General features: G+C 73.1%; 22 protein-coding genes. 8 read left to right on the top strand and 14 right to left on the bottom strand.

Annotated features, from left to right (window positions below; all coding sequences use genetic code 11):
* Positions 1-101 precede the first annotated feature (101 nt).
* Positions 102-563 (top strand): MaoC family dehydratase, encoded by a 462-nt coding sequence (locus ACIQU4_RS30155; protein WP_403737262.1) that lies wholly within the window; start codon positions 102-104, stop codon positions 561-563.
* Here the strand turns inward: ACIQU4_RS30155 and ACIQU4_RS30150 are convergent.
* From ACIQU4_RS30150 to ACIQU4_RS30140, 3 genes are all read right to left on the bottom strand, one after another.
* Positions 554-1,201 (bottom strand): TetR/AcrR family transcriptional regulator, encoded by a 648-nt coding sequence (locus ACIQU4_RS30150; RefSeq protein ID WP_030161830.1) that lies wholly within the window; start codon positions 1,199-1,201, stop codon positions 554-556. The genes ACIQU4_RS30155 and ACIQU4_RS30150 overlap by 10 nt on opposite strands.
* 107 nt (positions 1,202-1,308) lie before the next feature.
* Positions 1,309-1,599: a YiaA/YiaB family inner membrane protein gene (locus ACIQU4_RS30145; protein WP_403737259.1), complete on the bottom strand. Its 291-nt coding sequence runs from the start codon at positions 1,597-1,599 to the stop codon at positions 1,309-1,311.
* Between the two features lie 106 nt (positions 1,600-1,705).
* Complete coding sequence (locus ACIQU4_RS30140) at positions 1,706-2,857, bottom strand: acyl-CoA dehydrogenase family protein (protein WP_403737256.1); 1,152 nt, start codon at positions 2,855-2,857, stop codon at positions 1,706-1,708.
* Between the two features lie 68 nt (positions 2,858-2,925).
* On the opposite strand from ACIQU4_RS30140, the gene ACIQU4_RS30135 reads away from it, so the two are divergent.
* Positions 2,926-3,591, top strand: coding sequence for a TetR/AcrR family transcriptional regulator (locus tag ACIQU4_RS30135; protein ID WP_403737253.1), 666 nt, complete (start codon positions 2,926-2,928; stop codon positions 3,589-3,591).
* Between the two features lie 18 nt (positions 3,592-3,609).
* Here the strand turns inward: ACIQU4_RS30135 and ACIQU4_RS30130 are convergent, their stop codons facing one another.
* The 8 genes from ACIQU4_RS30130 to ACIQU4_RS30095 all read right to left on the bottom strand — a co-directional run bounded on the left by ACIQU4_RS30130 (position 3,610) and on the right by ACIQU4_RS30095 (position 15,363).
* A complete protein-coding gene (locus ACIQU4_RS30130) occupies positions 3,610-4,689 on the bottom strand; it encodes a Zn-dependent alcohol dehydrogenase (protein WP_403737251.1) in 1,080 nt (359 codons plus the stop codon).
* A gap of 62 nt (positions 4,690-4,751) precedes the next feature.
* On the bottom strand, positions 4,752-6,164 hold the full coding sequence (locus ACIQU4_RS30125) for an aldehyde dehydrogenase family protein (RefSeq protein ID WP_403737249.1): 1,413 nt from the start codon (positions 6,162-6,164) through the stop codon (positions 4,752-4,754).
* A 108-nt stretch (positions 6,165-6,272) separates the two neighbouring features.
* Entirely contained in the window at positions 6,273-7,751 is a 1,479-nt protein-coding gene (locus ACIQU4_RS30120) for a CitMHS family transporter (RefSeq protein WP_403737247.1), read from the bottom strand.
* 73 nt (positions 7,752-7,824) lie between these two features.
* Positions 7,825-10,128 carry a molybdopterin oxidoreductase family protein gene (locus ACIQU4_RS30115; RefSeq protein WP_403737244.1) on the bottom strand — a complete coding sequence of 768 codons (2,304 nt, stop codon included), beginning with the start codon at positions 10,126-10,128 and terminating at the stop codon, positions 7,825-7,827.
* Positions 10,129-10,240: 112 nt separating this feature from the next.
* The gene (locus ACIQU4_RS30110) at positions 10,241-10,861 is read right to left on the bottom strand and encodes a TetR family transcriptional regulator (protein ID WP_403737667.1); all 621 of its coding nucleotides are present in this window, start codon (positions 10,859-10,861) and stop codon (positions 10,241-10,243) included.
* A gap of 35 nt (positions 10,862-10,896) precedes the next feature.
* Positions 10,897-12,204, bottom strand: coding sequence for a hypothetical protein (locus ACIQU4_RS30105; RefSeq protein ID WP_403737241.1), 1,308 nt, complete (start codon positions 12,202-12,204; stop codon positions 10,897-10,899).
* Between the two features lie 175 nt (positions 12,205-12,379).
* Positions 12,380-13,174: a hypothetical protein gene (locus ACIQU4_RS30100; RefSeq protein WP_403737664.1), complete on the bottom strand. Its 795-nt coding sequence runs from the start codon at positions 13,172-13,174 to the stop codon at positions 12,380-12,382.
* A gap of 131 nt (positions 13,175-13,305) precedes the next feature.
* The gene (locus ACIQU4_RS30095; RefSeq protein WP_403737238.1) at positions 13,306-15,363 is read right to left on the bottom strand and encodes a right-handed parallel beta-helix repeat-containing protein; all 2,058 of its coding nucleotides are present in this window, start codon (positions 15,361-15,363) and stop codon (positions 13,306-13,308) included.
* Between the two features lie 153 nt (positions 15,364-15,516).
* On the opposite strand from ACIQU4_RS30095, the gene hmgA reads away from it, so the two are divergent.
* Together hmgA and ACIQU4_RS30085 are read left to right on the top strand one after the other, a co-directional pair.
* Positions 15,517-16,839, top strand: a complete 1,323-nt coding sequence (hmgA, locus tag ACIQU4_RS30090) for a homogentisate 1,2-dioxygenase (RefSeq protein ID WP_403737235.1) — start codon at positions 15,517-15,519, stop codon at positions 16,837-16,839.
* A gap of 82 nt (positions 16,840-16,921) precedes the next feature.
* Positions 16,922-17,671: a GntR family transcriptional regulator gene (locus tag ACIQU4_RS30085; RefSeq protein WP_385589070.1), complete on the top strand. Its 750-nt coding sequence runs from the start codon at positions 16,922-16,924 to the stop codon at positions 17,669-17,671.
* Positions 17,672-17,699: 28 nt separating this feature from the next.
* On the opposite strand, the gene ACIQU4_RS30080 is transcribed toward ACIQU4_RS30085, so the two are convergent.
* A complete protein-coding gene (locus ACIQU4_RS30080; RefSeq protein WP_403737232.1) occupies positions 17,700-17,861 on the bottom strand; it encodes a hypothetical protein in 162 nt (53 codons plus the stop codon).
* A gap of 204 nt (positions 17,862-18,065) precedes the next feature.
* On the opposite strand from ACIQU4_RS30080, the gene ACIQU4_RS30075 reads away from it, so the two are divergent.
* Both ACIQU4_RS30075 and ACIQU4_RS30070 read left to right on the top strand, forming a co-directional pair.
* The gene (locus tag ACIQU4_RS30075; protein ID WP_403737661.1) at positions 18,066-19,193 is read left to right on the top strand and encodes a type ISP restriction/modification enzyme; all 1,128 of its coding nucleotides are present in this window, start codon (positions 18,066-18,068) and stop codon (positions 19,191-19,193) included.
* 140 nt (positions 19,194-19,333) lie between these two features.
* The gene (locus ACIQU4_RS30070; RefSeq protein WP_403737229.1) at positions 19,334-20,557 is read left to right on the top strand and encodes a CaiB/BaiF CoA transferase family protein; all 1,224 of its coding nucleotides are present in this window, start codon (positions 19,334-19,336) and stop codon (positions 20,555-20,557) included.
* Between the two features lie 35 nt (positions 20,558-20,592).
* On the opposite strand, the gene ACIQU4_RS30065 is transcribed toward ACIQU4_RS30070, so the two are convergent.
* On the bottom strand, positions 20,593-20,862 hold the full coding sequence (locus ACIQU4_RS30065; RefSeq protein ID WP_403737226.1) for a hypothetical protein: 270 nt from the start codon (positions 20,860-20,862) through the stop codon (positions 20,593-20,595).
* Between the two features lie 316 nt (positions 20,863-21,178).
* On the opposite strand from ACIQU4_RS30065, the gene ACIQU4_RS30060 reads away from it, so the two are divergent.
* The gene (locus ACIQU4_RS30060) at positions 21,179-22,969 is read left to right on the top strand and encodes a serine/threonine-protein kinase (RefSeq protein ID WP_403737658.1); all 1,791 of its coding nucleotides are present in this window, start codon (positions 21,179-21,181) and stop codon (positions 22,967-22,969) included.
* A 46-nt stretch (positions 22,970-23,015) separates the two neighbouring features.
* Here ACIQU4_RS30060 and ACIQU4_RS30055 read toward each other — a convergent pair whose 3' ends face one another.
* Positions 23,016-23,819, bottom strand: a complete 804-nt coding sequence (locus ACIQU4_RS30055; RefSeq protein ID WP_403737655.1) for an SGNH/GDSL hydrolase family protein — start codon at positions 23,817-23,819, stop codon at positions 23,016-23,018.
* 231 nt (positions 23,820-24,050) lie between these two features.
* Here ACIQU4_RS30055 and ACIQU4_RS30050 point away from each other — a divergent pair, with 231 nt between their 5' ends.
* Complete coding sequence (locus ACIQU4_RS30050) at positions 24,051-25,151, top strand: DUF5925 domain-containing protein (RefSeq protein WP_403737223.1); 1,101 nt, start codon at positions 24,051-24,053, stop codon at positions 25,149-25,151.
* Positions 25,152-25,269: the final 118 nt, after the last annotated feature.

The following is a 25,269-nucleotide window of genomic DNA, read 5'->3' as shown; positions in this document are numbered from 1 at the left end:
TCCGACATTCGTTGACAGACGTGTCGTTGACAGATACATGCGGCCCCACCATGCTGAGCAGCGCTGAGCAAGCGCTTATTTCGCCAGGGAGAGGGAGACGCATGGCCGAGCCGAGGATCTTCACGTCCGCCGAGGAACTGCGCGCGGGGATCGGCGAACCGCTCGGTCCGAGCGGTTGGCTGGAGGTGGACCAGAAGCGGATCGACCTGTTCGCCGATGCCACCGGCGACCACCAGTGGATCCACGTGGACCCGGAGCGGGCCGCGGGCGGACCCTTCGGCGCCACCATCGCCCACGGCTATCTGACACTGTCGCTGCTGCCGAGCCTGGTCCCGCAGGTCATGCGGGTCGAGGGCATGAAGATGGGCATCAACTACGGCACCGACAAGGTGCGTTTCCCGGCGCCCGTCCCGGTCGGCTCGCGGCTCCGCGCCACCGCCGTGATCACGGCGGTCACGGAGGCGGGCGGCGGCGTCCAGGTCACGGCGACGGTCACGGTCGAGCGCGAGAACGGCGACAAGCCGGTGTGCGTCGCGGAGTCGGTGTCCCGCTACTACTTCTGAGGCGTACCGGGTCCGTCCGGGGCGGCTCCCACCATGCGCAGGACGAGGTCGGCGTAGAGCGCGCCGACCTCGTCGGGCGTACGGCGGCCGGCCGCGTTGAACCAGCGGGCCACGTCGATGCAGAGCGACAGGACGGCGAGGGTGGTGCCTGGGACGTCCGGAACGTCGAACTCCCCGGCCGCGACCCCGTCGGCGAGGATGCGGCGCACGGCGGCGTCGCTCTGCCGGCGCAGGGCCACGATCTCGGAGCGGTGCTCCGGAGCGAGGGCGTCCAGCTCGTACTGGACCACGCGCGCGGTGGTGTGGTGCGCGGCGTGCCACAGAACGAAGGAGCGTACGGCGGCGTCGAGCCGCTCGGCGGCCGAACCCGGGCCGGAAGCGGCGGTCTCCAGGATCTCCAGGGCCTTGTCGTGGCCGATCCGGCTGATCCGGTGGAGCAGCTCTTCCTTGGTCTTGTAGTGGATGTAGAGCGCGGCCGGACTCATGCCGGCCCGTCCTGCGATGTCACGCGTGGTGGTGGCGTGGTACCCGCGCTCCGCGAACGCTTCGACGGCGGCGACGAGCAGCCGCCGCGCGGCGTCGGGGGTGACCTCCGACCACGGCCGGTAGCCGGCGGTCGTCTCCTCCGCGCTGTCCATCGCTCGCTCACCCTCTTCGTCCTGTGGAAGGAACACCTTACCGGAGGGTGAGCAAGCGCTTAGCCGACATGGCTCCGGACCTCGGACGCGGCCCTCGTGCGCAAGCCTCAGACCTTCGGCTGGAAGGGGTCGTAGTCGGCCATGATCTTCTCCATCCGGGCCTGGTCGACCCGGGTGACGATCTGGGTGAGCTCCTGGCGGTCCCGGATCACCTTGGCGAGGGTGAAGGCCGAGGTGGTGAGGTAGAGGACCGCGATGGCGAGGAAGGCACGGACCCAGCCGTCCACCTGGAGGTGGTAGATCCCCACGGCGACGGCACAGATGGCGATGGCGAAGGAGGCGACGGCCTGACCGTAGTACGCCGCCGAGTTGCGCTGCTTGACCGGTGTCTCACTCATGGACCCAGCATCGGGCGGCGCCGACGCGGACGCCTCCGCGCACGTACTCAGATGCGTACTCAGATGCACGCCCGGACGCAGGCCGAGACGCCGCCCGGACATGCGCTCAGAAGGCGGACACTCCGGTGCGGGCGCGGCCGATCAGCAGCTTCTGGATCTGGCTGGTGCCCTCGTACAGGGTCATCACGCGGGCGTCGCGCAGCAGTTTGCCGGCCGGGTACTCGTCGATGTAGCCGTAACCGCCGTGCACCTGGAGGGCGTTGCTCGCGGCCCGTACCGCGGCCTCGGAGGCGAAGAGCTTGGCGGTGGAGGACTCGGTGGCGAAGGGCTGCCCGCGGTCGACGAGGTCGGCGACCCGCCAGGTCAGCAGCCGGGCCGCGTCCACGTCGACCGAGATGTCGGCGATCAGCTCCTGGACCAGCTGGTGGTGGGCGATGGGCTTGCCGAACTGCTCGCGCTGGGCCGCGTACGAGACGGCCGCGTCCAGCGCCGCCTGCGCGATGCCGACGCACCCGGCTGCGACCGACATCCGGCCCTTGGCGAGGGCGGACATGGCCACGGAGAAGCCCTTGCCCTCGGGGCCGAGCATCGCGGAGACGGGGACGCGGACCTCGTCGAGGGCGAGTTCGGCGGTGGCCTGGCCGCGCAGGCCGAGCTTGCCGTGGATCTCGCGGCGGGTGAGTCCGGGGGTGTCGGCGGGGACGAGGAAGGCGGATATCCCTCGGTGGCCGGGCTCGCCGCCCGTGCGGGCGAAGAGGAGGACCACGTCGGCCCAGGTGCCGTTGGTGATGAACATCTTGCTGCCGCTGATGACGTACGCGTCCCCCTCTCGCACGGCCCGGGTGGTGAGGCTCCCCGCGTCGGAGCCGGTGCCGGGCTCGGTCAGGCCGAAGCAGCCGAGCGCCTCGCCTGAGCAGAGGCGGGGCAGCCAGGCGCGCTTCTGCTCCTCGGCCCCCCAGGCGGCGAGGGTCTTGGCGACCAGGCCGAGGGAGACGGAGACGATGCCGCGCACGGCGGAGTCGCCGCGGCCGAGCTCCTCGGTGACGAGGACGTAGGAGAGGTGGTCGCCGCCGGAGCCGCCGTACTCCTCGGGGACGGTCAGGCCGAGGAAACCGAGGTCGCCGAGCTTCTTGACGATGGCCCGGTCGACGCTCTCGGCGCGGTCCCAGTCGGCGGCGTACGGGACGATCTCGCGCTCGGTGAACTCGCGGGCGAGCCGGCGTACGGCTTCCTGCTCCTCGCTCAGCTCCAGATTCACCGGGCACCTCCGGGCGGTCCGGCGCGGGGTTAACTAGCACCGGTAGTTTATGGCGGGCAGGCCCTACTATGTGGCGCATGGCCAGACCGCGCAAGCCCCTCCTCAGCAGAGACCGCATCGTCGAGGCGGCGGGCGCGCTGGTGGACGCGGAGGGGCTGGGGGCGGTGTCGACGCGGCGGCTGGCCGCCGCGCTAGGGGTCAGCGGGCCGTCGCTGTACAACCACTTCCGCACGAAGGACGAGATCCTGGACGCGGTCGCGGACGCGGTGAGCGCGCGGGTCGACTTGTCGATGTTCGAGCCGGGGGCGGGCCGGGACTGGCGGGGCGCCCTGCACGACTGGGCCCACTCGTACCGGGACGCGCTGTCCGACCATCCGAACATCGTGCCGGTGCTGGCGCGTGGCCCTGGCCGGCGCCCGGCGGGGCTGCGGGTGGCGGACGCGGTGTTCGGCGCGATGACGGAGGCAGGGTGGCCGCCGGCCCAGGCGACGCGGATCGGCGCGCTGATGCGGTACTTCATCCTGGGGTCGGCGGTGGGCTCGTTCGCCGGGGGGTTCGTGGACGACGAGGCGGCATACGACCCGTCGGACTACCCCCACCTGGGCCAGGCCCACCTGCTGGCCGAGCGCCGGCGCGAGGTGGACGAGGGCGCGTTCGAGACGGGCCTGGCCGCCCTGCTGGACGGACTGGCCCTCCAGCACGAGGCGTTGACGGGGCGGACGACCGGCGGTTGAAGGGCCGCCGGGTACCCGCTAGAACACGACGAGCGAGCGGCCGCCCTTGCCCGCGAGCATCGCCTCGAAGGCGGCCGGGATTCCGTCCAGGGTGATGCGGTCGGTGACCAGGGAGACGAGGTCGAGGCGGCCCGCGCGGACGTGGTCGGAGATCAGCGGGAGATCGCGCGCGGGGTCGCTGTTCCCGTACACGCAGCCGGTGAGGGTGCGGGCGAAGTGGAAGATCTCCAGGGCGTGGAAGCTCACCTTCTGCTCCTTGCCGCCGATGCCGACGACCGTGGTGCGCCCTCCGCGGCGGGTGGAGTCCCAGGCCCCGCGGATGGACTCCGCCCGGCCTGCGCACTCGACGGCGACGTCCGCGCCCTGTCCGCCGGTGAGGGCGCGGATCTGCTTGGCGGTGGTGTCGGAGGCCAGCACGAACTCGGTGGCCCCGGCCGCCCGGGCCAGCTCCTCCTTGGCCGGGGAGACGTCGACGGCCACGATCGGGCCCGCCTCGGCTATCCGCGCGGCCTGGAGGGCGGCCAGGCCGACGCCGCCGACGCCGAACACTGCGACGGACTCGCCGGGGCGCACCCGGGCGCTGTTGCGTACCGCGCCGTAGCCGGTGAGGACGGCGCAGCCGAGCAGCGCGGCCTCGGCGAGCGGGATCCCGGCGGGCGCGGGCAGCACGCAGTTGGCCGCGACGACCGTCTCCTCGGCGAAGGCGGCCACGTTCAGCCCCGGGTGCAGCGGCGTGCCCTCGGCGTCGTGGGCGTAGACCGCCCCGACCCCGCTGAGCGCCTTGGCGCAGAGCCAGACCTCGCCGATCGAGCAGTGGTGGCACTCCCCGCAGGACGGGGACCAGTTGAGCACCACTCCGTCGCCGGGGGCGACGTGTGTGACGCCCTCGCCGACGGCCAGGACCGTCCCCGACCCCTCGTGGCCGAGGACGGCGGGGACGGGGACCGTCATGGTGCCGTCGGTGAGGGAGAGGTCGGAGTGGCAGACACCGGCTGCGGCGAGCCGCACCCGGACCTGGCCGGGGCCGGGATCGGGCAGGACTATCTCCCGTATCTCCAGCGGGGCTCCGACGGCGGGCAGGATGGCGGCGCGGACCATGGTCGATTCCGTCTCTCGGGCTCAGGAGGGCAAGGCGGTGACGTGGAGCCGGTGCGGGCGGCTCAGAACTGCAGCGACTTGGTCTGGAGGTACTCGGCCAGGCCGTGCGGGCCGAGCTCGCGGCCGACGCCCGACTGCTTGTAGCCGCCGAAGGGCGCGAGCGGGTTGAAGCGGCCGCCGTTGATGTCCACCTGGCCGGTGTCCATGCGGCGCGCGAAGGCGACCGCGGTCTCCTCGTCCGCCGCCCAGACCGCGCCGCCCAGTCCGTACACGGTCCCGTTCGCGATGCGCAGGGCCTCGTCCTGGTCCTCGTACGGGAGGATCGAGAGCACCGGGCCGAAGATCTCCTCCTGCGCGATGGTCATCTCGGGCGTGACGTCGGCGAACACGGTCGGGGCGATGAAGTACCCGTGCTCGTACGGTGCCTCGGGGCCGCCGGCGACGAGCCGCGCGCCCTCCTCGACGCCCTTCGTGATGTATCCGCGGACGCGGTCGCGCTGCTTGGCGTTGACGACCGGGCCGAGGCGGGTGCCCGGGTCGCGGGGGTCGCCCGAGGGGTACTTGGCGACGGCGGCGGCCGCGAGCGAGACGGCCTCCTCGTACTGGTCGCGGTGGACGAGCATCCGCGTGAGCGCGTTGCAGCTCTGGCCGGAGTTGTTCATGACGTGGCCCACGCCCGCCGCGACGGCCTTGGCCAGATCGGCCCCGGGCAGGATGACATTGGCCGATTTGCCGCCGAGCTCGAGGGCGACGCGCTTGACGGCGGCGCCGGCCGTGGCGCCGATCTGCTTGCCGACCGCGGTGGAGCCGGTGAAGGAGACGAGGTCGACTCCCTCGTGTGCGGCCAGCGCCTGCCCGGCGACCGGGCCGGTCCCGGTCACCAGGTTGAACACGCCAGCCGGGATGCCCGCCTCGTGCACGGCTTCGGCGAAGAGCTGTGCGGTCAGCGGGGTGTCCTCGGCCGGCTTGAGGACGAGGGTGCAGCCGGCGGCGAGAGCGGGTGCCACCTTGGCAACGATCTGGTGCAGCGGGTAGTTCCAGGGCGTGATGGCCCCGACGACACCGACCGGCTCCAGCAGCACGGTGGAGTTGCCGATCCGCTCCTCGAAGGCGTACGAGGCCCCCAGCTCGGCGTACGAGGAGGACACCGCGATCGGCGCCCCCACTTGGACCATCTCCGAGAAGCTCCGCGGAGAGCCGAGTTCGGCGGTGATGATCTCGGCGAACTCGTCCTTCCGCGCGACCAGCACATCGCGGAGCGCGCCGATCAGGGCGGCCCGCTCGGCCGGAGCCGTGGCCGCCCAGCCGGGGAACGCGGCGCGTGCCGCGCGTACGGCCGCGTCGACGTCGTCGGCGTTTCCGGCCGGGACCCCGTCGATGACCTGCTCGTCGGCCGGGTTGACCACCTCGATCCGCTCGGTTCCGGCGGCGGGCCGCCATGCGCCGTCGATGTACATCCCGTCGTGGGCCTTCATGGCTTTCCTCCCGAGCGCGCACGAACGCGCGGACGCGTAGACCTGACCTCGTTCGACCACCCTACAAACTACCGCCGGTAGTTTTTCGGTCCGCCACTGCTCCCGGGGTCAGATGATGCCGAAAAGCATCCCTGCGCCGAGGACGACGAGGGAAGTGAGGGCCGCCCATTTCACTGTGAAGCGGGTGTGGTCGCCGAACTCGACCTTGGCCATGCCGACGAGGACGTAGACGGCGGGAACCAGCGGGCTGGACATGTGCAGGGCCTGGCCGACCAGCGAGGCGCGGGCGATCTCCAGGGGGGAGACCCCGTGGGCGGCGCCGGCTTCGGCCAGGACGGGCAGGACGCCGAAGTAGAAGCCGTCGTTGGACATGAAGTAGGTGAGCGGCAGGCTGAGCAGGCCGGTGACCAGGGCCATGTGCGGGCCCATGCCCTCGGGGACGACGGCGACGAGCCAGTCGGCCATGTGCTTGACCATGCCGGTGCCGCTGAGGACGCCGGTGAAGACGGCGGCGGCGAAGACCATGCCGGCGACGTTCAGCACGTTGTCGGCGTGGGCGGCGATCCGGGCCTTCTGATCGGGCATGTGGGGGAAGTTGACGGTGAGGGCGAGGGCGGCGGCGAGGACGAAGAGCACCGGGATGGGCAACAGCTCGGTGATCATCGCGGTGAGGAGGGCGACGGTGAGGCCGGCGTTGAACCAGTAGAGGCGCGGGCGGAGGGTCGGACGGCGGGGGTCGAGGCCCTGGAAGCCGTCCTCGTGCGCGGCGGAGTCGGAGTCGGAGTCGGGATCCGTGCCGGAGTCGGAGCCTCCCCCCGTGCGAGAGGTGGGGACGGACGGCTTGGCCGGAGCCGCGGACCCGGTGGCGGTGGACCCGGTGGCGGTGGACCCGGTGGCGGTGGCGGTGGCGGTGGCGGTGGCGACCAGCAGACGCTCCTCGGCAGGCTCGGCGGTCTCCCCGGGCATGACCAGCGTCCCGACCCGGCGGCGCTCCTTGAGGCCGAGCACGTACGCGAGGCCGAACACGAACAGCAGGCCGACCGCGAGGGCGGGGATCATCGGGACGAAGATGTCGGAGGCGTCGAGCTTGAGGGCGGTGGCGGCGCGGGCCGTGGGGCCGCCCCAGGGAAGGGTGTTCATGACGCCGTTGGCGGTGGCGGCGACGCCCGTCATGACCACCAGGCTGAGGCCGAGACGCTTGTAGAGCGGGTACATGGCCGAGACGGTGATCATGAAGGTGGTCGAGCCGTCCCCGTCGAGCGAGACGATCGCGGCGAGCACCGCGGTGCCGACCACGACCCGCACCGGGTCCGCCTTGCAGAAGCGCAGGATGCCGCGCACGATCGGGTCGAACAGGCCGACGTCGATCATCACGCCGAAGTAGACGATGGCGAACATCAGCATGGCGGCGGTCGGCGCGAGCTTGCCGACGCCGTCGATGACGTAGTCGCCGAGGTGGGCGCCCTTTCCTGCGAACACGCAGAACAGCGCGGGGATGAGGACGAGCGCCGCGATGGGCGACATTTTCTTCATCATGATCAGGACCAGGAAGGCGGCGATCATGGCGAAGCCGAGGAAGGTCAGCATGCACGGAACGTAGGCGCCCCCTCCGTGCGTCAACAAGACGTCAGCGCGTGAGCAATACGAGCAAAACCCCAGCTCAGGGCAGGGGTGTCAGTTCGACGGGGAAGCCGTTGAGCACCGCGGTACCGGACAGCGGGTCGAGCCGGGAGCCGTCGAGGAGCTGGTTGACGTTGACGCCGGGCACGGCGGAGGCGACGGAGAGCCGGGCCCCGTCGCGGTCGTGGCCCCAGCCGTGCGGGAGGCTCACGACGCCGGTGCGGACGGTGTCGGTGACCTCGACGGGCACCTCCAGACTGCCGCCGTCGCCGGTGATCCGGGCCAGGCCTCCCTCGGTGAGGCCGAGCCGCCCGGCGTCCTGCGGATTCACCTGGAGGGTGCAGCGGTTGGAACCTCCGGTGAGGGCCGGGACGTTGTGCAACCAGCTGTTGTTGGACCGCAGATGGCGGCGGCCCACGAGCACCAGGGTGGCGGGGCGGTCGGTGAGCGCCGCGCGCAGCCTGGGGAGCTCGGCCGTGATCGGGTCCGGGAGCAGCTCGATCCTGCCGCTGCGCGTCCTCAGCACGCCCGGGAGCCGGGGCCGCAGCGGGCCCAGGTCGATGCCGTGCGGGTGCGCGAGCAGCCGCTCCAGGCTGAGTCCCTCGCCGCCGCCCCCGCCCGCATCCTCACCCGCGTCCTCACCCGCGCCCTCGTCGGCGCCCGGTCCCGCCTCGGGGGCGGAGCCGGCGCCGAACCGGTCTCCGTACGGCCCGAGTCGGAGCATCAGGTCGAGCCGCCGCTCGGGGCCGCTCTCCCCGGTGAGGAGGCCGGCCAGGCGCGCCGGGTCCTGCCCGTGCAGCGGGGAGCTCGGGTCGGCGGTCTCCTTGGCCAGGGTGCCCCGGATGACCATCTCGTCGACGGAGGACGGGGCGGCGGATCCGTGCATGCCGGAGACGGCCAGGACGAGGCGGGCGTGGATCTCGCACTCGTCGAGCCGGCCCGCTTCGAGCGGGACGGCAGGACGGCTGTAGCGCGCCTGGTTGCGGATGGCGAACCCGTTGAAGGCGAAGTCGTGGTGGGCGCTCTGCGAGGGCGGCGGCGGAGGCAGCACGACGTGGGCGTGGCGGGAGGTCTCGTTGAGGTACGGGTCGATGCTGACCATGAAGTCGAGCCCGGCCAGGGCCTCGTCGAGGCGCCGCCCGTCAGGGGCGGACAGCACCGGGTTGGCGGCGATGACGACCAGGGCCCGGATCCGCCCCTCCCCCGGCGTCTCGATCTCCTCGGCCAGGGCGGCGATGGGCAGTTCGGACTTGGCCTCGGGGTGCCCGCTGACCCGGCTGCGCCAGCGGCCCAGGGTGAAGCCCTTGCCTGGCCCGGCGGGGCGCGGCCGCGGGCCGGCGGCCGGGAGCGGGAAGAGGACTCCCCCGGGCCGGTCGAGGTTGCCGGTGAGGATGTTCAGCACGTCGACCAGCCAGCTGGCGAGCGTGCCGTACTCGACGGTGCAGCTGCCGATCCGCCCGTAGACGGCGGCGGTGGGCGCGGCCGCCAGGGCGCGGGCGAGGTCGCGGATCTCGGCGGCCGTGAGGTCGCAGGCGGGGGCGACGGCCTCAGGAGTGAAACGCGCGAGGGCTTCGGCGAGTTCCCCGAGTCCCTCGGTCCGTTCCTCCAGTGCGCCGGGGGCGGCGAGCTTCTCCGCGAGGAGGGTGTGCGCGAGGGCGGCCAGCAGCAGGGCGTCGCTGCCGGGGCGCGGTGCGAGGTGGAGGTCGGCGAGCTTGGCGGTGCGGGTGCGGCGGGGGTCGACGACGACCAGGGTGCCGCCGCGGGCGCGCAGCGCCTTGAGCCGGCCCGGGAAGTCGGGGGCGGTGCACAGGGAGCCGTTGGATTCGACCGGGTTGGCGCCGAGGAGCAGCAGGAAGTCGGTGCGGTCGAGGTCGGGGACCGGGATGGCGAAGGGGTCGCCGAAGAGGAGCCCGCTGGAGACGTGCTTGGGCATCTGGTCGAGGGTGCTGGCGGTGAAGAAGTTGCGGGTGCCGAGGGCCTTGAGCAGGAGCGACGGGTACAGGTTGCCCGCCATGGTGTGCACGTTCGGGTTGCCCAGGACCACGCCGACGGACTGGGCCCCGTACTCCCGCACGAGGGCCGGGACGGCGGCGGCGATGGCCTCGTACGCCTCCGCCCAGGTGGCCTCCTGGAGCCGGCCGTCGCGGCGGACCAGGGGGGCGCGCAGGCGGTCGGGGTCGGCGTCGAGCGCGCCGAAGGCCGCCCCCTTGGGACAGATGAAGCCGCGGCTGAAGACGTCCTCGCGGTCCCCGCGGGCGCCCGTGACGGCGGCGTCTTCGATGGTGAGGGTGAGGCCGCAGGTGGCTTCGCAGAGGGGGCAGATGCGCAGGGCGGTGCGGGGCATGGGCCCTCCAGGGGCGGCAGGCGCGACACGGACACGCGGGCGAGCCGAGCATACCGACCGGTTGGCACGGTGGGGAGGGGTCGGTCCGCGTGCGGGGCCGCCCAGGGCGGTGTCAGTCCAGTACGCGGGACAGGTACGCGTGCATCATGGCCCGGGTTTCGGCCACGATGCCGGGGTCGCCGGCCGGGTCGGCGCGGAAGGCCAGCTTCGTCAGCGCGTCCGTGGCCTCGACGGCGACCAGGACCGCCCGTTCCAGGGTGGCGTCCGGGGTCAGGCCGAGGTGGGCGCCGAGCAGTTCGGTCAGGCGTACGGCGACCAGCCCGTTGGGGTCGGCGGCCGGGCCGTCGGCCGGCGGGGCGGGCACCCCGAAGTCGACGAGCGCGAAACCGGGGACGGTCCGCTTCATGGCCAGGTACTCGTCGAGCACGGCGTCCACGACGGGCCGCCAGTCGCCGGACGGGAGCGCGGCGAGGCGGTCCGCGATGGCGTCGGTGTACCGGTCCAGGTTGCGGTGGGCGAGGGCGATGGACATGGCCCGCTTGTTGCCGAAGAAGCGGTAGACCGAGCCGATGGGCACGCCGGCGCGCAGGGCGACGGCCCGGGTGCTGAGGTTCTCGTACCCGGTCTCGTCCAGGAGTTCGGCGCAGGCGTCGAGGATCCGGGCGAGCCGGTCGGCGCTGCGCTGCTGGATCGGCGTCCGGCGCATGGGGTGGGCGGGGGGCACGGGGTCCATCATGCCGCTCCTGGTTCCCGGGTTCAGCAGCGGTCTCAGTTCAGCAGGAGGCCGACGCCCCCGATCGTGAAGGTGATCATGAGCGCGAGCAGCGGCAGCTGGCCGGTGACGGCCCTGGCGGGCGGGAAGAGGCGTACGGAGCGGTCGTGGGCCGCGATCACACCGAGTACGTGGCCGGTGACGACGGCGATGACCTGGAGGGCGGCGAGACCCCCGGGGCCCAGTGGTGGCAAGGGTTCTGGGGCGTTGTCAGTGCCGAGTGCCATGATTACTGTGCGTGGTCCTTCGGTGACCAGGAGGGAGAAATAGTGGGCGACGAGATAGCCGAGTGAGATCGGTACGAGTGAGTGCGCGAAGGCGGTCAGCGGGCCCGGGTGGGGGCCGCAGACGAGGCGGGTGGCCGCTGCGCAGAGGCAGTACAGGGTGGCGACGAGGGCGATGGAAGCGAACAGTCCGAGCGTGGCCGTGGGGGTGCGGCCGAGGGGGGAGGTCTGGAGGGTGTTGATCCACGAAGGGTTGTCGGAGTAGCCGTCGTAGGCGGTGGAGCCGAGCAGGACGCAGACGGTGGCGACGAGTCCGGGCCGCTCGGGTGTCGCGTCGAGTCCGTGGAACGGGTTGCGGAGTACCAGGCGGCCGTCGCTGCGGCGGCCGAGGGGGGAGAGCCGGGCCAGGAGGGCGGAATACGCCTCGAAGGCGTCCGCGTCGGCGAACCAGCGCTCTCCGAAGCGGGCGGCGAGCGCGAGGTGGACGGCGGTGTAGACGGTGAGGGCGGTCAGGAGGGTGGTGGTGGATGCGGGGTCCGGAGCGGCGAGTTCGAGCCAGGTGAAGCAGAACAGCCCGGCGGCGGCGGGCCATTGGCCGAGCCCGGCGGGAAGGGGGGCGTGTGCGTGCCGCGGCCGGGCGCGGGGCAGCCGGCGGTACAGGCGGTAGAGGGTGCGGAGCGGGTTGAGCAGGCGCCAGACGGGGCCGAGGAGGAGGGAGGCGGGGACGAGACCGACCCAGAGGAGGACGTAGACGGCGCCGGGGGCGGGGTTGCGCGCGGGGTCGTCGGGACCGAGGAGGAGGGAGAGGAGGACGGCGAGGGCGGCGGCGAGGCCGAGTCCGCGCAGGGCGGTACGGGTGGCCGGCGCGTCGGCGATCCGCTCCAGGGCGGCGGGCAGGGCGAGGCCTGACCGGTCGCCGCGGAATCGGGAGGAGGGCCAGAGCAGGCCGAGCGCGAGGAAGGAGACGAACAGTGCGGCGAAGGCACCGGCGAATGCGTAGAAGGGAGAGATCGGCAGATCGTGCTGGGACCCGATCCCGTGCGCGAGCGTGGTGAGCGGACCGGCCGGACCAGGGACCACGCCCCGGCCTCCGCCGCCACCGCCCGCGTCGGGCCCGAGCCCGAGCCCGACCGGGGTCACCTTGGTCCGCCCGCACGGCGTTGTTCCCCTCCGCGGAAGGGGAACGCGGCCGGGTGGGTTCGGGTCATCGCGGTCCGCCCGGAGGGGAACGGGGCGAGGCGGTTCCCGGGCCGGGTCATCGGACGAGGAGCTGGGTCAGGACGAGGCGGGACTCGTGGGTCTCGACCTCGAAGAGGCCCGTACGGTCGGCCGTCAGGACCAGGGTGGCCTCCTGGCCTGCCGGCAGGGCGAGTTCCTTGTCGTAGCCGTGGACATGCAGGGTGTCCGCGCGGTCGCTGGTCACGCGCAGGGCGACGCGTTCCCCGCGCCGCAGCTCGGTGCGGCCGGGGGCGGGGGTGACCTTGCCGTCCCGGACGGTGATGGTGACGGTGCGGTCGGCAGGCGCCTGCGACGGCGAAGGTGATGGCGACGGCGACGCAGGCGTTGACGGCGGGGTGTGGCTGTGGCCGGCTTGGCCGGGGGTGGCGGCGGTGGCGGTGAGCTGAAGCGTGCCCTCGATGGCCTTGCCGGCGACGGCCCAGGCGGTGTGGTCGTCGGCGTAGAGGCGGACGGTCAGGGTGTGCGTGCCCTCGGGCACCTGAGCCGCCGGCAGATGGAACCAGGGGCCGTACAGCCTGGCCAGTTTGCGGCCGTCGAGCTCCAAGTGGGCGTGTCCGGCGCCCGGGAGGGCGGCGCCGCCGGCGCTGTCGGGGGTGAAGCGGAAGTTCTTCACCGTCAGCTGGAGGTTCCAGCCGTCCTCGGAGTCGGGGCGGGCGGCGAGCTGCACCTGCGGCGCGCCCTCGGCCGTGACCTCGCGGAGCCGGTGGCCGGTGGGGTCCTGGGCATCGAGCAGGGTGCCGACGCTGCCGGTGGCCTGCTCGTGGCTGGTGCCGGGCTTGTGGTGGGTGGTGGCCCGCCCGCCGCAGCCCATCGCCGCGCCGCCGACGAGGAGGAGTACGAGTGCGAGCAGGGCCGCGCTTCGGGCGCCGCGTCGAGGCCGCGCCCCGACGGGCGGTGTCCCGCAGCCATCGCAGCTGATGGGGCCTGCGGCCCGTTCGTCGCTCACTGTGCTCCTCCTTCGACCGGGCGGGCCGGGGCCGGGGTGCGGTCGCCCGGTCGGGAGGCGGCGATGGTGGCCCAGAGGGTCCAGGGGATCAGGACCAGGGCCCGGAGCCAGGAGGGGCCGATCGGGATCCAGGGGATCATCAGGACGGCCTTGTCGAAGGCGTCGAGGAGGGTGAGGGCCGCCAGGAGCAGGGTCAGCCGCGCCAGCCAGGGGCGGGCGGGCCACAGGGCGAGGCCCGCGCCCGTCCACCACAGGCCCAGCAGGAGCAGCGCCAGGGCCGGCACGGCGGTGTCCACGAGCGGCATCGTGGAGCCGGCCACGTCCAGGGCCAGCCCGGCCAGGCCCAGCAGCGAGGCCGCCGTGCCCAGGCGGGACCCGCGCAGGCGGCGCCACCACAGCACCCCGCCGACCAGGAGCAGGACCGCCGCCACCGCCAGCGCGATCTGGGTCTCCACCCGCTCCATGCCGCGCGCGCCGTACCAGTCGCAGCCGGCCGGCAGCTTGCGCGCCTGCACGCTGTAGTCGGCGCAGACGAGGAGTTGGGCGAGTTTCACCGGTTCGCCTACCAGCCGGGAGGAGGCGCCCGACACCTCACCGCGGCGGTCTCCGCAGTGCGGGAGCGTGCCCGGGGTGGAGCCGTCGGGTCCGCTCTGCCAGCAGTTCCCGCGGCCCTGGCCGTCCCACCACACGTCCATGCCGTTGGGGCGCGACGCCCCAGACTTGTCCTTGCCGAGGATGTTGGCGGCGTACCGGTTGTGGTGGGAGGTGTCCGCCTGTTTCGACCACGCCTCCTCGCCCCGGATGAACGCCGGGACCGCCGAGAGGAAGAAGCCGGCGCGCCGGTGCCCGTACACCCAGTTGTTCTCGTACACGTTCCAGTTGCCGCCCGCGGTGATGATCCCGGTACCCGGCGGCATGGAGATCTGCGGGCAGACCACCCCCTGCTCGTAGCCGCGCTCGATCGGCGGCTTGGCGCAGGTGCCGTCGGCGACGTACCCGTAGTAGTCGGCGTTGTTGTCGTGGATCAGGTTCCGCTCGAACTTGGCGTGGTTCTGCGGGAGCCCGGGGTGCCCGGGGAAGGCGCTGTCCATCGAGGCGCCGCCCATGTTCCGGTCGAACTCGTTGTCGTGGACCCAGACCGAGTCCCCCGCGGTGCCGGAGTAGCCGACCATGTTGTGGTGGCTGTGGCAGCCGGTGATCTCGATGGAGTAGCGCGGGACCTCGTAGCCGCGCCCGTCGTTGATGTTCGAGGCGCTGCCCGGGTAGATGCCGGAGTCGCCGTTCCCGTACGACTCGCAGTTCTTGTACAGCCCGTGATCGCTGGCGAAGGTCAGGAAGCCGTACTCGTCGTTCCACCGGGTCAGGACGTCGTCGATGACGAACCCGTCGCCCGCGAGCACGTACAGCGAGTTGAAGGTGGTCCGCTGCGCGGTGAAGTTGCGGAAGTAGATGCCGTTCGACTTGTCGGCGCGTATGGCGTTCAGCTTCTGGTACTTGGCGTCGATGACGACGTCCTGCCGGTTCGCGCCCGTGCCCTCGATCTGCAGGTCCGTCTTGCCGAGGATCGCGACGAGGTTCTGGTTGTGCCGGCACTGCACCTGCTGCTCGTACGTGAGGATCTGGTAGCCGAGCGAGGAGTTGGGGGCCTTGAGCGCGGCGCACTCCCCCGTCGGCTTCGGCAGCGAGGGCTCCTCCTCGTACAGGCCGGGGAGGATCGCGATGTTCATGCCGGGCCGGTCCACGGCGTCGACGGCTTCCTGGAGGTGCCGGTAGCCGCTCTTCTCGCACCGCTCGTACAGGGCGAGGTTGCGCTGCCTGAGCTCCTGCGGGAAGGCGGCTGTCCGGCGTTCGAAGGCGGGGCGGTCGGTCTTGCAGACCAGCAGGTCGGGCTCGGCCTTCCGGTACTGCGGCACGGACCCGGAGCCGTCCGGCAGGGTCACGGGGCGCTCCTCGTGCGCGCGGGCGGCGGGCGCGGCCACGAGGAGGGACAGGAGCGCGAGGAGGGCGGCGAGGAGCGCCGCCGGCACGGCAGGGAACCTGCGGGTCCACGACATGCGCGTGAGAGTAGAGCAATGTTCATCTTTTTGGATCCCCTACGGCACCGCGAACTACGGCACCGCGAAATCGAGGGCGCCATTGACGCGCGGGCCACGGAATCCTACTGTCGACCATAGGATTCCTTCGACTGTCACAGAGCGGGAGCACCCATGAGCGAGCAGGCCGAGCAGGCCCGGAAGACGGCCGAGGCACTGGAGTACCTCACCGGCTTCGGCAACGAGCACAGCTCGGAGGCCGTCCCCGGCGCCCTGCCGGCCGGCCGCAACTCGCCCCAGCGCTCCCCCCTCGGCCTGTACGCGGAGCAGCTCAGCGGCAGCGCCTTCACCGAGCCCCGGGGGCACAACCGCCGCTCCTGGCTCTACCGGATCCGCCCCTCGGCGGCCCACCCGCCCTTCACCCGGGTCGACAACGGCGCCCTGCGCTCCGCGCCCTTCACCGAGGCCCCGGCGGACCCCAACCGGCTCCGCTGGAACCCGCTGCCCGACGCGGCCCCCGGCACCGACTTCCTGGCCGGCCTGTGGACCCTCGGCGGCAACGGCGACGCCACCCAGCGCACCGGCATGGCCATCCACCTCTACTCCGCCAACGCCTCCATGACCGACCGGGTCTTCAGCGACTCCGACGGCGAGCTGCTGATCGTCCCCGAGCGCGGCGGCCTGCTGCTGCGCACCGAGCTCGGCCTGCTCAGCGCCGGTCCCGGCGAGATGGCCCTGATCCCGCGCGGCGTGCGCTTCCGCGTGGAGCTCCTGGACGAGGACGCCCGCGGGTACGTCTGCGAGAACTACGGCCGCCCCTTCGAGCTCCCGGACCTCGGCCCGATCGGCGCCAACGGCCTCGCCGCCGCGCGCGACTTCCGGGCCCCGGTGGCCGCGTACGAGGACGGCGAGCGCCCGACCGAGGTGGTCAACAAGTTCTGCGGCAACCTCTGGTCCGCCACCTACGACCACTCCCCGCTCGACGTGGTCGCCTGGTACGGCACGCACACCCCGTACGTCTACGACCTGCGCCGTTTCAACGTCCTGGGCTCCATCAGCTACGACCACCCGGACCCGTCGATCTTCACCGTGCTGACCTCGCCCTCCGACACCCCGGGCCTCGCGGGCGTGGACTTCGTGGTCTTCGCCCCGCGCTGGCTGGTCGGCGAGGACACCTTCCGCCCGCCGTACTTCCACCGCAACGTCATGAGCGAGTACATGGGCCTGATCGAGGGCGCCTACGACGCCAAGGCGGAAGGCTTCGTCCCCGGCGGCGGCTCGCTGCACAACATGATGTCCGCGCACGGACCGGACCGGGAGACCTTCGACAAGGCGAGCGCCGCCGAGCTGAAGCCGCAGAAGATCGACGACGGCCTGGCCTTCATGTTCGAGACCCGCTGGCCGATCACCGCCACCACCCAGGCGGCCGGCGCCGATCACCTCCAGCGCGGATACGACGACGTCTGGCAGGGGCTCCAGCGTCACTTCCGCGCCTAATATCGCTAGGCGCGCGCCACGCGCTGCGCGTCACGTGCCACGCACCACGTGCGCCACGCCCCGTCCGTACGGAGAACCACCCGTGACCGCCTTCGCCCCCGACTCTCTGGTGCTCAACCGGAAGCTACCGCTCTGGTACCAGGTGTCACAGTCGCTGCGCGCCTCGATACTGGGGCGCACCCCGGACGCCTCGCTGCGCCTGCCCACCGAGGAGCAGCTCGCCGAGCACTACGGGGTGAGCGTGCTGACCATGCGCCAGGCGCTCAAGGAGCTGGAGGGCGAGGGGCTGATCAGCCGGCACCGGCGGCGCGGCACGTTCATCGAGCCGGGTGCGCGGCGCGGGGCGCCGGTACGGCTGCTGGGATCGGTCGACGCGATCGTGGCGCAGCAGTCGGGCGACCGTACGACGATTCTCGGCCACGCACGGACGGCCGTGTCAGGGGAGCTGCTGGAGCACTTCCCGGACACGGCCGAGGTGGTCACCTACCGCCGGCTCCGCCACGACGGGGAGAGCGGCGAGCCGACGAACTGGGCGGAGAACGCAGTCCGGCCGGAGGTCGCCGAGGCCGTGGACCTGGCCGATCTGGCGCGCTGGCCGATGACCAAGGTGCTGCGTGACGTGGTGGGCGTGAAGATCAGCCGGATCACGGACACGGTCGAGGCGCGGCTCGCCGACCCGGAGACGGCCGAGCTGCTCCAGGTACCGCTGCTCAGCCCGATCCTGCACTACACGGGCGTGACGTACGACGAGGACGGGCGGGTCGTGGACGTGGCGCGGATCCGATACCGGGGTGACCGGTTCTCGTTCACGGTGACGGTCGACGCCACCTGACGGCTGCCGCCGCCACGCCCCGCGGGGGCTACTTCCCTTCGTCGTCCGTGCTGCGCTCGCCCTCCGCCTGCGACGGCGTGGTCCGCATCGTCTGCGGGTGCCGCTGCTTCTTCTCCTTCTCGTCCATGTCCTCGTCGAGCCGTTCACCCTCGGCCTGCGACGGAGTCGAGTATTCGTCGTACTGACTCATGTCCGTCTCCTCGGCATCGATACACAGGTACGTAGGTATATAGGTACATACCCGTACATAGGGAGCCTAGCTCTTCGGCCCCGACCCAGCCCGGCCACACCCCCGGCCACACCCCGGCCGCACCCCCGCCGACGCCCCCGGCCACCGCCTCCCGTCGCTACCATCTGCCGGGTGAGCGAAGACGTACCGCTGCTGGACGATCTGATGCCCTGGGCCGTGGGCGGCCTGCGCCTGGGCCGGGCCTGGGTGGCGGCCCCCGACCCGGCGGCCCTGCGCGCCCGCTGGGCGGCCCTGACCGGCGCCGAAGGCACCGAGCGGGAGCGACTTTTCCGCCCGACGCGCAGCCGCACGCCCACCGCCGGCGCGGCGGCCCTGCCCGGCCAGCGCTCCCCGTCGACCGCCCGCTTCGCCGATGCGCCGGGCCCCTGCCCGGAGCCCGTACGGGTGCTGCGCGACCCCTTCGACGAGCAGTGGCTACTGCCCGACCAGCGGCTCATCGACATGGCCCGGCCGGAGCTGTGGCGGGTCCTGGACGAGCACCAGCTCTTCGCCGTCGAGACCCCGGAGCTGCTGGTCACCGCGCACCTCCCGGCCGGCCGGCTGGGCCGGATCCGCCCGCTGCACCGGCGCCCCGGCGGCGCCGAGCCCAATCTCGCGCCGGGTCTGCTGCCACTGCTGGGCGAGCGCTACGGCGGCTGGGTCACCCCGCAGGACGTGCTGTGCTGGATCCTCGCCGCGGGCCGCCCCGGCCCCCAGGGGTACGAGGTCCCGCTGACCGGCGACCCCGGCCGCTGGCGGGCCGGGGTGGAGCTGGGGCACCGGCTGCTCACCGTCCAGCTGCGCGGCGGGCCCGGCGCCGAACCGCCCCGGCTGCCGGGCGGGCGGCGCCCGTACGTCCGCTCGGCGGTCCAGGCCTGGCCGGAAGGGCTCGCGTACGACCCGCAGACCGAGACCCTGGGCCTCGGGACCGGGACGGTCTCCCCGGTGCCGCAGGGTGCCTGGGAGTACGAGGTGCAGGGCGGCACCCGGGTGCTGGAGACCTGGTTCGCCGCCCGCACCGCCCACCGGGATCCCGAGACCGACGGACTGGAGGCCCTCGGGCCCGCCGAGTGGCCGCAGGCCTGGACATCGGAGCTGCTGGCGCTGGTGACCACCCTGGCGCTGCTGGCCGATCTGGCCCCGGAGCGGACGGCGTTCACCGCCGGGCCGCCGCTGCCCGCCGCCGAGCTGGCGGCGGCCGGGGTACTGCCGCCACCGCGCTGGTCCCGGCGCCCGGCCTCCGTGCTCGACCACCAGGAGGAAGGTCCGGGCGGCCAGTTCGCCCTGCTCTGACGGAACACGGGACCGCTCCCGCGCGGCGGGACCCGGAGACGGCCTGGACCGGCGCCATACGCGGACGAACCGCGCACGGCCGGCGATGTCGACGTTCTGCCTGGTGACAGGCCGGGGTCCGAGCAGGTAGGCAGGCTGTCATGACAGCCGACTCGCCCGCACCCGCACGCCCCGTCGAACCGCAGCCCCTCGACGGCGTGACCGTCGTCGCCGTCGAACAGGCCGTCTCGGCCCCCTTCGCCACCCGCCAGCTCGCCGACCTCGGAGCCCGGGTGATCAAGGTCGAGCGGCCCGACGGCGGCGACTTCGCGCGCGCCTACGACACCGCCGCGCACGGACTGGCCTCGCATTTCGTCTGGGCCAACCGCGGCAAGGAGTCGATCGCGCTCGACCTGAAGGACCCGCGCGGCCTGGAAGTCCTGCACGGGCTGCTCGACGGGGCCGACGTGTTCGTCCAGAACCTCGCCCAGGGGGCCGCCGCCCGGCTCGGGCTCGACTCGGCCGCACTGTGCGCGCGGTACCCGCGGCTGGTCGCCGTCGACATCTCCGGGTACGGGGCCGAGGGCCCGTACGCCCACAAGCGCGCCTACGACATGCTCGTGCAGTGCGAGGCGGGGCTGGTCTCGGTGACCGGCACCCCCGGGCAGCCCGTCAAGGCGGGCATCCCGGCCGCCGACATCGCGGCGGCCATGTACGCCTTCTCCGGGGTCCTCGCGGCCGTGCTGCGCCGCGGGGCCACCGGGCGCGGGGGCCGGGTCGAGGTCTCGATGCTCGACGCGCTGGCCGAGTGGATGGGCCATCCGCTGCACCACACCATGCACGGCGGGCAGCAGCCCGTACGCACGGGCCTGGCGCACGCCGTCATCGCCCCGTACGACGCCTACCCGACGGCGGACGGGGACCGGGTGCTGCTGTCGGTGCAGAACGACCGCGAGTGGCGGCGGCTCGCCGAACAGGTGCTGGAGCGGCCGGAGTTGGCCGAGGATCCGGCGTACGCGACGAACGCGGCACGCACCCGGGGCCGGGAGAAGACCGACGCGGTGGTCGCCGAGGCGCTGGCCGGGCTGGGCGCGGACGAGGCGATCGGGCGGTTGGAGGCGGCGGGCATCGCCTGCGCGCGGCTGAACTCGGTGGCCCAGCTGGCGCAGCACCCCCAGCTGGCGGCGCGGGACCGCTGGCGCGAGGTGGAATCACCGGTCGGTCCGCTGCGGGCGCTGCTGCCGCCGATCGGACTGCCGGGAGGCGCGGCACCGCACATGGGTGCGGTGCCCGCGCTCGGCGAACACACCGAGGCCCTGCTGCGCGCCCTGGGGATGACGGGCGCGCAGATCACGACACTGCGCCGGGATGGTGTGGTTGCGTAGGGCCGGGGCGAAACCAATGACGGCCGGGAACGTTGTTACGAGCGGCGGCTGCCGAAGAGCGTGCGACGCAGACGGCGCAGCGGCGCGAAGAGCGAGACGCGCGCGCTCCGGCTCCGCAGGCGGTGCGTGTGGTCGCGGGACGTCAGTTCGCGCATCAGCAGCGTCGCCTCGGCGACCTCGCGGTGGGGGACGGCGGGTCCGCCCAGCACGGCGAGGTGGCGGTCGAGGCGCGAGCTGGTCGCACCGCTGCCGCAGGTGATGGCAGGCACGCGAGGCGGCCTGCTGCGCATTGCTATCTGTTCCATGATCTCTCCCCACCCGTACGAGGGCACCCGGCCCGGGCAGGGTAACCCTATCGCCCCCACGTCGTGCTCGGGTATCCCGGTGGTGTGAATTACCCCTATGGCGACGGGGAGTTGACGGTTACTCAGCGGAGTCGACCGTTACTCTCCGCAGGGAGGGCGGCGCTTCGGGGACGCTCCGTGAGCCCCCGGCGGGCTCTTCGGCAGCTCCGCGCGCGCGTCCCGCCCGGGACCGGGCCCACATCGCGTCCACTGCGCTAACTTGGAGTGACCGCCCGCCGACACACGGACACGCCTGGGGGCTCGCGTGAGTGACAACATGGGTGAACCGGGCGGGGAATCCGCCGCAGGCCGTGTCATCTCGGGCCGGTACCTGCTGCTCGACCAGCTGGGCCGGGGCGGCATGGGCATCGTGTGGCGGGCCCGCGACGAGGTGCTGGGCCGCGAGGTGGCCGTCAAGGAGGTACGGCCCCCGGCCGGACTGGACGGCGCCGAGGTCGGGCGGATGTACCGGCGGCTCGAACGGGAGGCCTGGGCGGCGGCCCGGGTCTCGCACCGCGGGGTCGTCACGGTCTACGACGTGGCCACCGACGACGGCCGGCCCTGGATCGTGATGGAGCTCGTGCGCGGACTCTCCCTGGCCGACGTACTGGAGGCCGACGGGCCGCTCAGCCCGCAGCGGGCCGCGCACTTCGGGGAGCAGGTGCTGGCCGCGCTGCGCTCCGCGCACGAGGCCGGGGTGCTGCACCGGGACGTCAAGCCCGCCAACGTACTGATCGCCAACGACGGCCGGGTGGTACTGAGCGATTTCGGGATCGCCAGCCTGGAGGGCTCGTCCTCGATCACGATGACGGGCGAGGTGGTGGGCTCCCCCGAGTACCTCGCGCCGGAGCGGGCACTGGGGCGCGACCCGGGGCCCGAGTCGGACCTGTGGTCGCTCGGGGTGATGCTGTACGCCGCGGTCGAGGGGGTCACGCCCTTCCGGCACGACACCCCGCTGTCCACGCTGCGGGCGGTGGTGGACGACGAGATGCCGCCGCCGCGCCGGGCCGGTCCGCTGACGCCCGTACTGGAGGGGCTGCTGCGCAAGGATCCGCAGGAGCGGCTGCCCGCGGCGGAGGTGGCCCGCATGCTGCGGATCATCGGGGCGGGCGGGACCGTACGGGGATCCGGCGGGGCGGTGTCGGGCCCGGACTCCCCGACGGCCACGGCGCAGCACCGGCACGACCGGCAGGGCGGGCCGACCCCGCCGATGCCGATGCCGATGCCGGGGCCTGGGCCGGCGCCTTCGCCGGTGCCCGGTGCGGCGGGACCCGGGCCCGGTGGCGGGGCGCCGCCGCGCGAGGGGCGGGCCGGGGCGGTGCTGACCGCCGGGATCGTGGTGCTGCTGCTGGCGATCGTCGCCCTGGGGTGGCTGCTGCTCAAGGACCGCAAGGAGTCGGGCGGAAGCGGGGGCACCGGCACGACGGCCCCGGCCACCTCGTCGGCCGCGTCCGGGAGCGCGGCCGGATCGCGGTCGCCGTCCGCGGCCCCGTCCCCGTCCCCTTCGGCCTCGCCGTCCGCTTCGCCGTCGGCCGCGCCCGCCCCGCGGTTCGCCGTGGCGGTGCGCGCCGTACGGGATGACTACCGCGGGACGTGTCCGCCGCCCGCCGACCAGGCACCGGCCTTCACGGCGACGGTCGATGCGGACCGTACGCCCGCGGTGCTGGAGTACCGCTGGGCGACGCGCAGCGGGGTCACCTCCGGTCCCGCCTGGCAGTCCGTCACGTACGAGGCGGACGGCCCCAGGAGCCGGCAGCTGGACCACACCGAGCTCACGTACTACCCGAGCGCGACCTTCACGGACGCGATCCGGCTGGAGGTGCGGGGGGACGCCCCGACGGCCTCGGAGTGGGTGGAGTTCTCCGTGACCTGCGAGGCGGAAGGGGAGGGGGAGACCCCGTCGGGCGGGACCTCCCCCTCCCCCGGTGCGAGCGGTACACCGGCCCCGGTCCCGGCGGGGCCGGCGTCCCCGGGTCCGGTGTCCGCCGGACCGCAGACGCCGGAAACTCAGGATCCGGCCCCGGAAGCGGCCCCGGAAGCGGCCGGCCCGGAGGCCGCCGCTTCGTAGCCGCCGCTTCGCAGCCGCCGCTTCGCAGCCGCCGCGGCGGCCCCGGTCAGGCCGCGTTGGTGAACACGGGCAGGTAGCCGCCGGACTGTCCGGCGGCGGTGGGGTGGTAGGACTCGCCGATGTTGAGCCAGTTGACACTGTGCAGCCACGCGTCGCCGGAGCAGATCTCGTGGCCGGTGAAGGCGCCGGCCACCGAGGCGAAGGTGAACCCGTGGTTGGCGGCGCGTTTGGCGATGGCGGCGTTCAGGTAGTCGGCCGCGCCGTTGATGGCGGAGCGCTCGCCCTCCGTGAGGCCGGTGGCGCAGCTGCCGTTGAGCTTGTAGAAGCGGGGATAGCCGATGACGACGACGTGGGCCCCGGGCGCCCGGCCGTGGATGGCGTCGTAGACCTGGTCGAGCTGGCCGGGGAGGGTGGAGTCGACGTACGCCTTGGCCTGGTTGACGCGGTTGACGCAGGTGGACTCGGACTGGAGCACACAGGTCGTCATGACGTCGGAGAATCCGGCGTCGTTGCCGCCGATGGTGATGCTGACCAGATCGGTTCCGGAGTTCAGCGGGGAGAGCTGGCCGGAGAGGACGTCACCCGTACGGGCGCCCGAGCAGGCGGCGAAGGAGAAGGTCTGCGGGGCGTGGGCGGCGGCCCACAGGGCCGGGTAGGCGCGGGTGGTGCGCTTGCAGTCGCCGCTCCCGCTGTCGTAGTTGCCGGCGCCGACGCCGGAGGAGTACGAGTCGCCGAGGGCGACGTAGCCGAAGTCGGCCGTGGCGGCGGCCGCCTGTCCCGCGCCGAACAGGGCGGCGCCCGCGGCGAGTAACAGGGAGGAGGTCAGGGCGGCGAAGCGCGACATCTTCATGCTCATGTGTGCGGCTCCTTGTGGGGGGAGGTACACGGGGGTTACTCGGGAGTTACTCCTGAGTCCGTGGTACTGGGAGCCGGGCATGGCCGGAAGTGTTCATGCCAAGAATTTTCGGCGCGGAGTTGCGCCCCGAACCTTCACCACCGGTGCGTTTGAAGAGGGAACTTGGGCACCCGATCCAGCGAAACACGGGTGCACGAGGCCACTTCGTGCCGGATCATGGGCGCCATGCCAGCCAACCCGCATGACGCGCTGCCGATCCGGCTCAACGTCGACGACAGCGATTCACCGTCTGACGTCGTGGACGCGCTGTTCCTCGGCCGGTTCGCGTCCGGCGAGCAGCCGTACTCGCACAGCGTCACGATCGAGCGGGTGAAGGCGGAGGCCACCCTGCTGCCGCCCGAGGCCACCGTGCTGCGCTCCGCGCGCGACTCCGACCGCAGCGCCACGCTCGCCGAGGGCGAGGGCTGGACGATGCTCGTCTCCCGCTGGAGCCGCGGCGCCGACGTGACGGTGACGGCGGTCAGCGACGAACTCGCCTCCAGCGTGCTCGGCGAGGCCACGGAGGGGGTGCAGGACGAGCCCGAACCGCAGCCGGAGAACGTCACGATGGGCTTCTGGTACGTCTCCCCGCGCCGCGGCCCGTACCGGACGACCCGCCAGATCGCGGCCGGGACCTGGACAGAGGTGCGGCCCAACTACACGGCGCCGGTGGCCGGGGCGATGGACCGGCTGATGAAGGTGACACCGGACGACATCGCGGGCCGGCTGCTCCTGCTGCACGGCCCGCCGGGCACGGGCAAGACCTCCGCGCTGCGGACGCTGGCCCGGTCGTGGCGGGACTGGTGCCAGGTGGACTGCGTCCTGGACCCGGAGCGGCTGTTCAACGACGTGGGCTACCTGATGGACATCGCGATCGGCGAGGACGAGGGCACGGCGAAGGGGCGCTGGCGGCTGCTGCTGCTGGAGGACTGCGACGAGCTGATCCGCGGCGAGGCCCGGCACACGGCGGGCCAGGCGCTGTCGCGGCTGCTGAACCTGACGGACGGGCTGCTGGGCCAGGGCCGCAACGTACTGGTCGGCGTGACCACGAACGAGGACCTGGAACGGCTCCACCCGGCGGTGGTCCGGCCGGGCCGCTGCCTGGCCCGCATCGAGGTCGGCCGGCTGACGCACGGCGAGGCGGTGGACTGGCTGGGCACGGACGAGGGGGTGCCGCGCGAGGGCGCCACACTGGCCGAACTGTTCGCGCTGCGGCGGGGCGCGGGCCCCGCGTCGCTGCTGCCGCCGCAGGGCCAGCACGGCGCGGAGCCGGGCCTCTACCTGTAAGGGCCTCCACCTGTAAGGAGCGACGCCGCGGGCGGGGCGCGCACGGGCCGCACCCGCGCGCCGAAGACAATGGGTCCCGGACCGCCCGCCCAAGACCCGGCCGAAGCACCCGGGGACA

Source organism: Streptomyces sp. NPDC090741, assembly GCF_044769045.1.
Taxonomy (GTDB): Bacteria; Actinomycetota; Actinomycetes; order Streptomycetales; family Streptomycetaceae; genus Streptomyces.
Note: the sequence above shows the minus strand (reverse complement) of the source record. Positions and strands in the feature narration are given on the sequence as shown.

What these genes read in the sequence shown, in the direction of transcription:
- ACIQU4_RS30145 (WP_403737259.1), bottom strand. Translation starts at nt 1,599, where the DNA reads ATGAGTGAGACACCGGTCAAGCAGCGCAACTCGGCGGCGTACTACGGT.
- ACIQU4_RS30115 (WP_403737244.1), bottom strand. Translation starts at nt 10,128, where the DNA reads ATGCCCCGCACCGCCCTGCGCATCTGCCCCCTCTGCGAAGCCACCTGC.
- ACIQU4_RS30075 (WP_403737661.1), top strand. Translation starts at nt 18,066, where the DNA reads ATGCCCTGGGCCGTGGGCGGCCTGCGCCTGGGCCGGGCCTGGGTGGCG.
- ACIQU4_RS30065 (WP_403737226.1), bottom strand. Translation starts at nt 20,862, where the DNA reads ATGGAACAGATAGCAATGCGCAGCAGGCCGCCTCGCGTGCCTGCCATC.
- ACIQU4_RS30130 (WP_403737251.1), bottom strand. Translation starts at nt 4,689, where the DNA reads ATGGTCCGCGCCGCCATCCTGCCCGCCGTCGGAGCCCCGCTGGAGATA.
- ACIQU4_RS30050 (WP_403737223.1), top strand. Translation starts at nt 24,051, where the DNA reads ATGCCAGCCAACCCGCATGACGCGCTGCCGATCCGGCTCAACGTCGAC.
- ACIQU4_RS30150 (WP_030161830.1), bottom strand. Translation starts at nt 1,201, where the DNA reads ATGGACAGCGCGGAGGAGACGACCGCCGGCTACCGGCCGTGGTCGGAG.
- ACIQU4_RS30080 (WP_403737232.1), bottom strand. Translation starts at nt 17,861, where the DNA reads ATGAGTCAGTACGACGAATACTCGACTCCGTCGCAGGCCGAGGGTGAA.
- ACIQU4_RS30070 (WP_403737229.1), top strand. Translation starts at nt 19,334, where the DNA reads ATGACAGCCGACTCGCCCGCACCCGCACGCCCCGTCGAACCGCAGCCC.
- ACIQU4_RS30095 (WP_403737238.1), bottom strand. Translation starts at nt 15,363, where the DNA reads ATGTCGTGGACCCGCAGGTTCCCTGCCGTGCCGGCGGCGCTCCTCGCC.
- ACIQU4_RS30155 (WP_403737262.1), top strand. Translation starts at nt 102, where the DNA reads ATGGCCGAGCCGAGGATCTTCACGTCCGCCGAGGAACTGCGCGCGGGG.
- hmgA (WP_403737235.1), top strand. Translation starts at nt 15,517, where the DNA reads ATGAGCGAGCAGGCCGAGCAGGCCCGGAAGACGGCCGAGGCACTGGAG.
- ACIQU4_RS30135 (WP_403737253.1), top strand. Translation starts at nt 2,926, where the DNA reads ATGTGGCGCATGGCCAGACCGCGCAAGCCCCTCCTCAGCAGAGACCGC.
- ACIQU4_RS30120 (WP_403737247.1), bottom strand. Translation starts at nt 7,751, where the DNA reads ATGCTGACCTTCCTCGGCTTCGCCATGATCGCCGCCTTCCTGGTCCTG.
- ACIQU4_RS30060 (WP_403737658.1), top strand. Translation starts at nt 21,179, where the DNA reads ATGGGTGAACCGGGCGGGGAATCCGCCGCAGGCCGTGTCATCTCGGGC.
- ACIQU4_RS30110 (WP_403737667.1), bottom strand. Translation starts at nt 10,861, where the DNA reads ATGGACCCCGTGCCCCCCGCCCACCCCATGCGCCGGACGCCGATCCAG.
- ACIQU4_RS30125 (WP_403737249.1), bottom strand. Translation starts at nt 6,164, where the DNA reads ATGAAGGCCCACGACGGGATGTACATCGACGGCGCATGGCGGCCCGCC.
- ACIQU4_RS30055 (WP_403737655.1), bottom strand. Translation starts at nt 23,819, where the DNA reads ATGAAGATGTCGCGCTTCGCCGCCCTGACCTCCTCCCTGTTACTCGCC.
- ACIQU4_RS30100 (WP_403737664.1), bottom strand. Translation starts at nt 13,174, where the DNA reads ATGGGCTGCGGCGGGCGGGCCACCACCCACCACAAGCCCGGCACCAGC.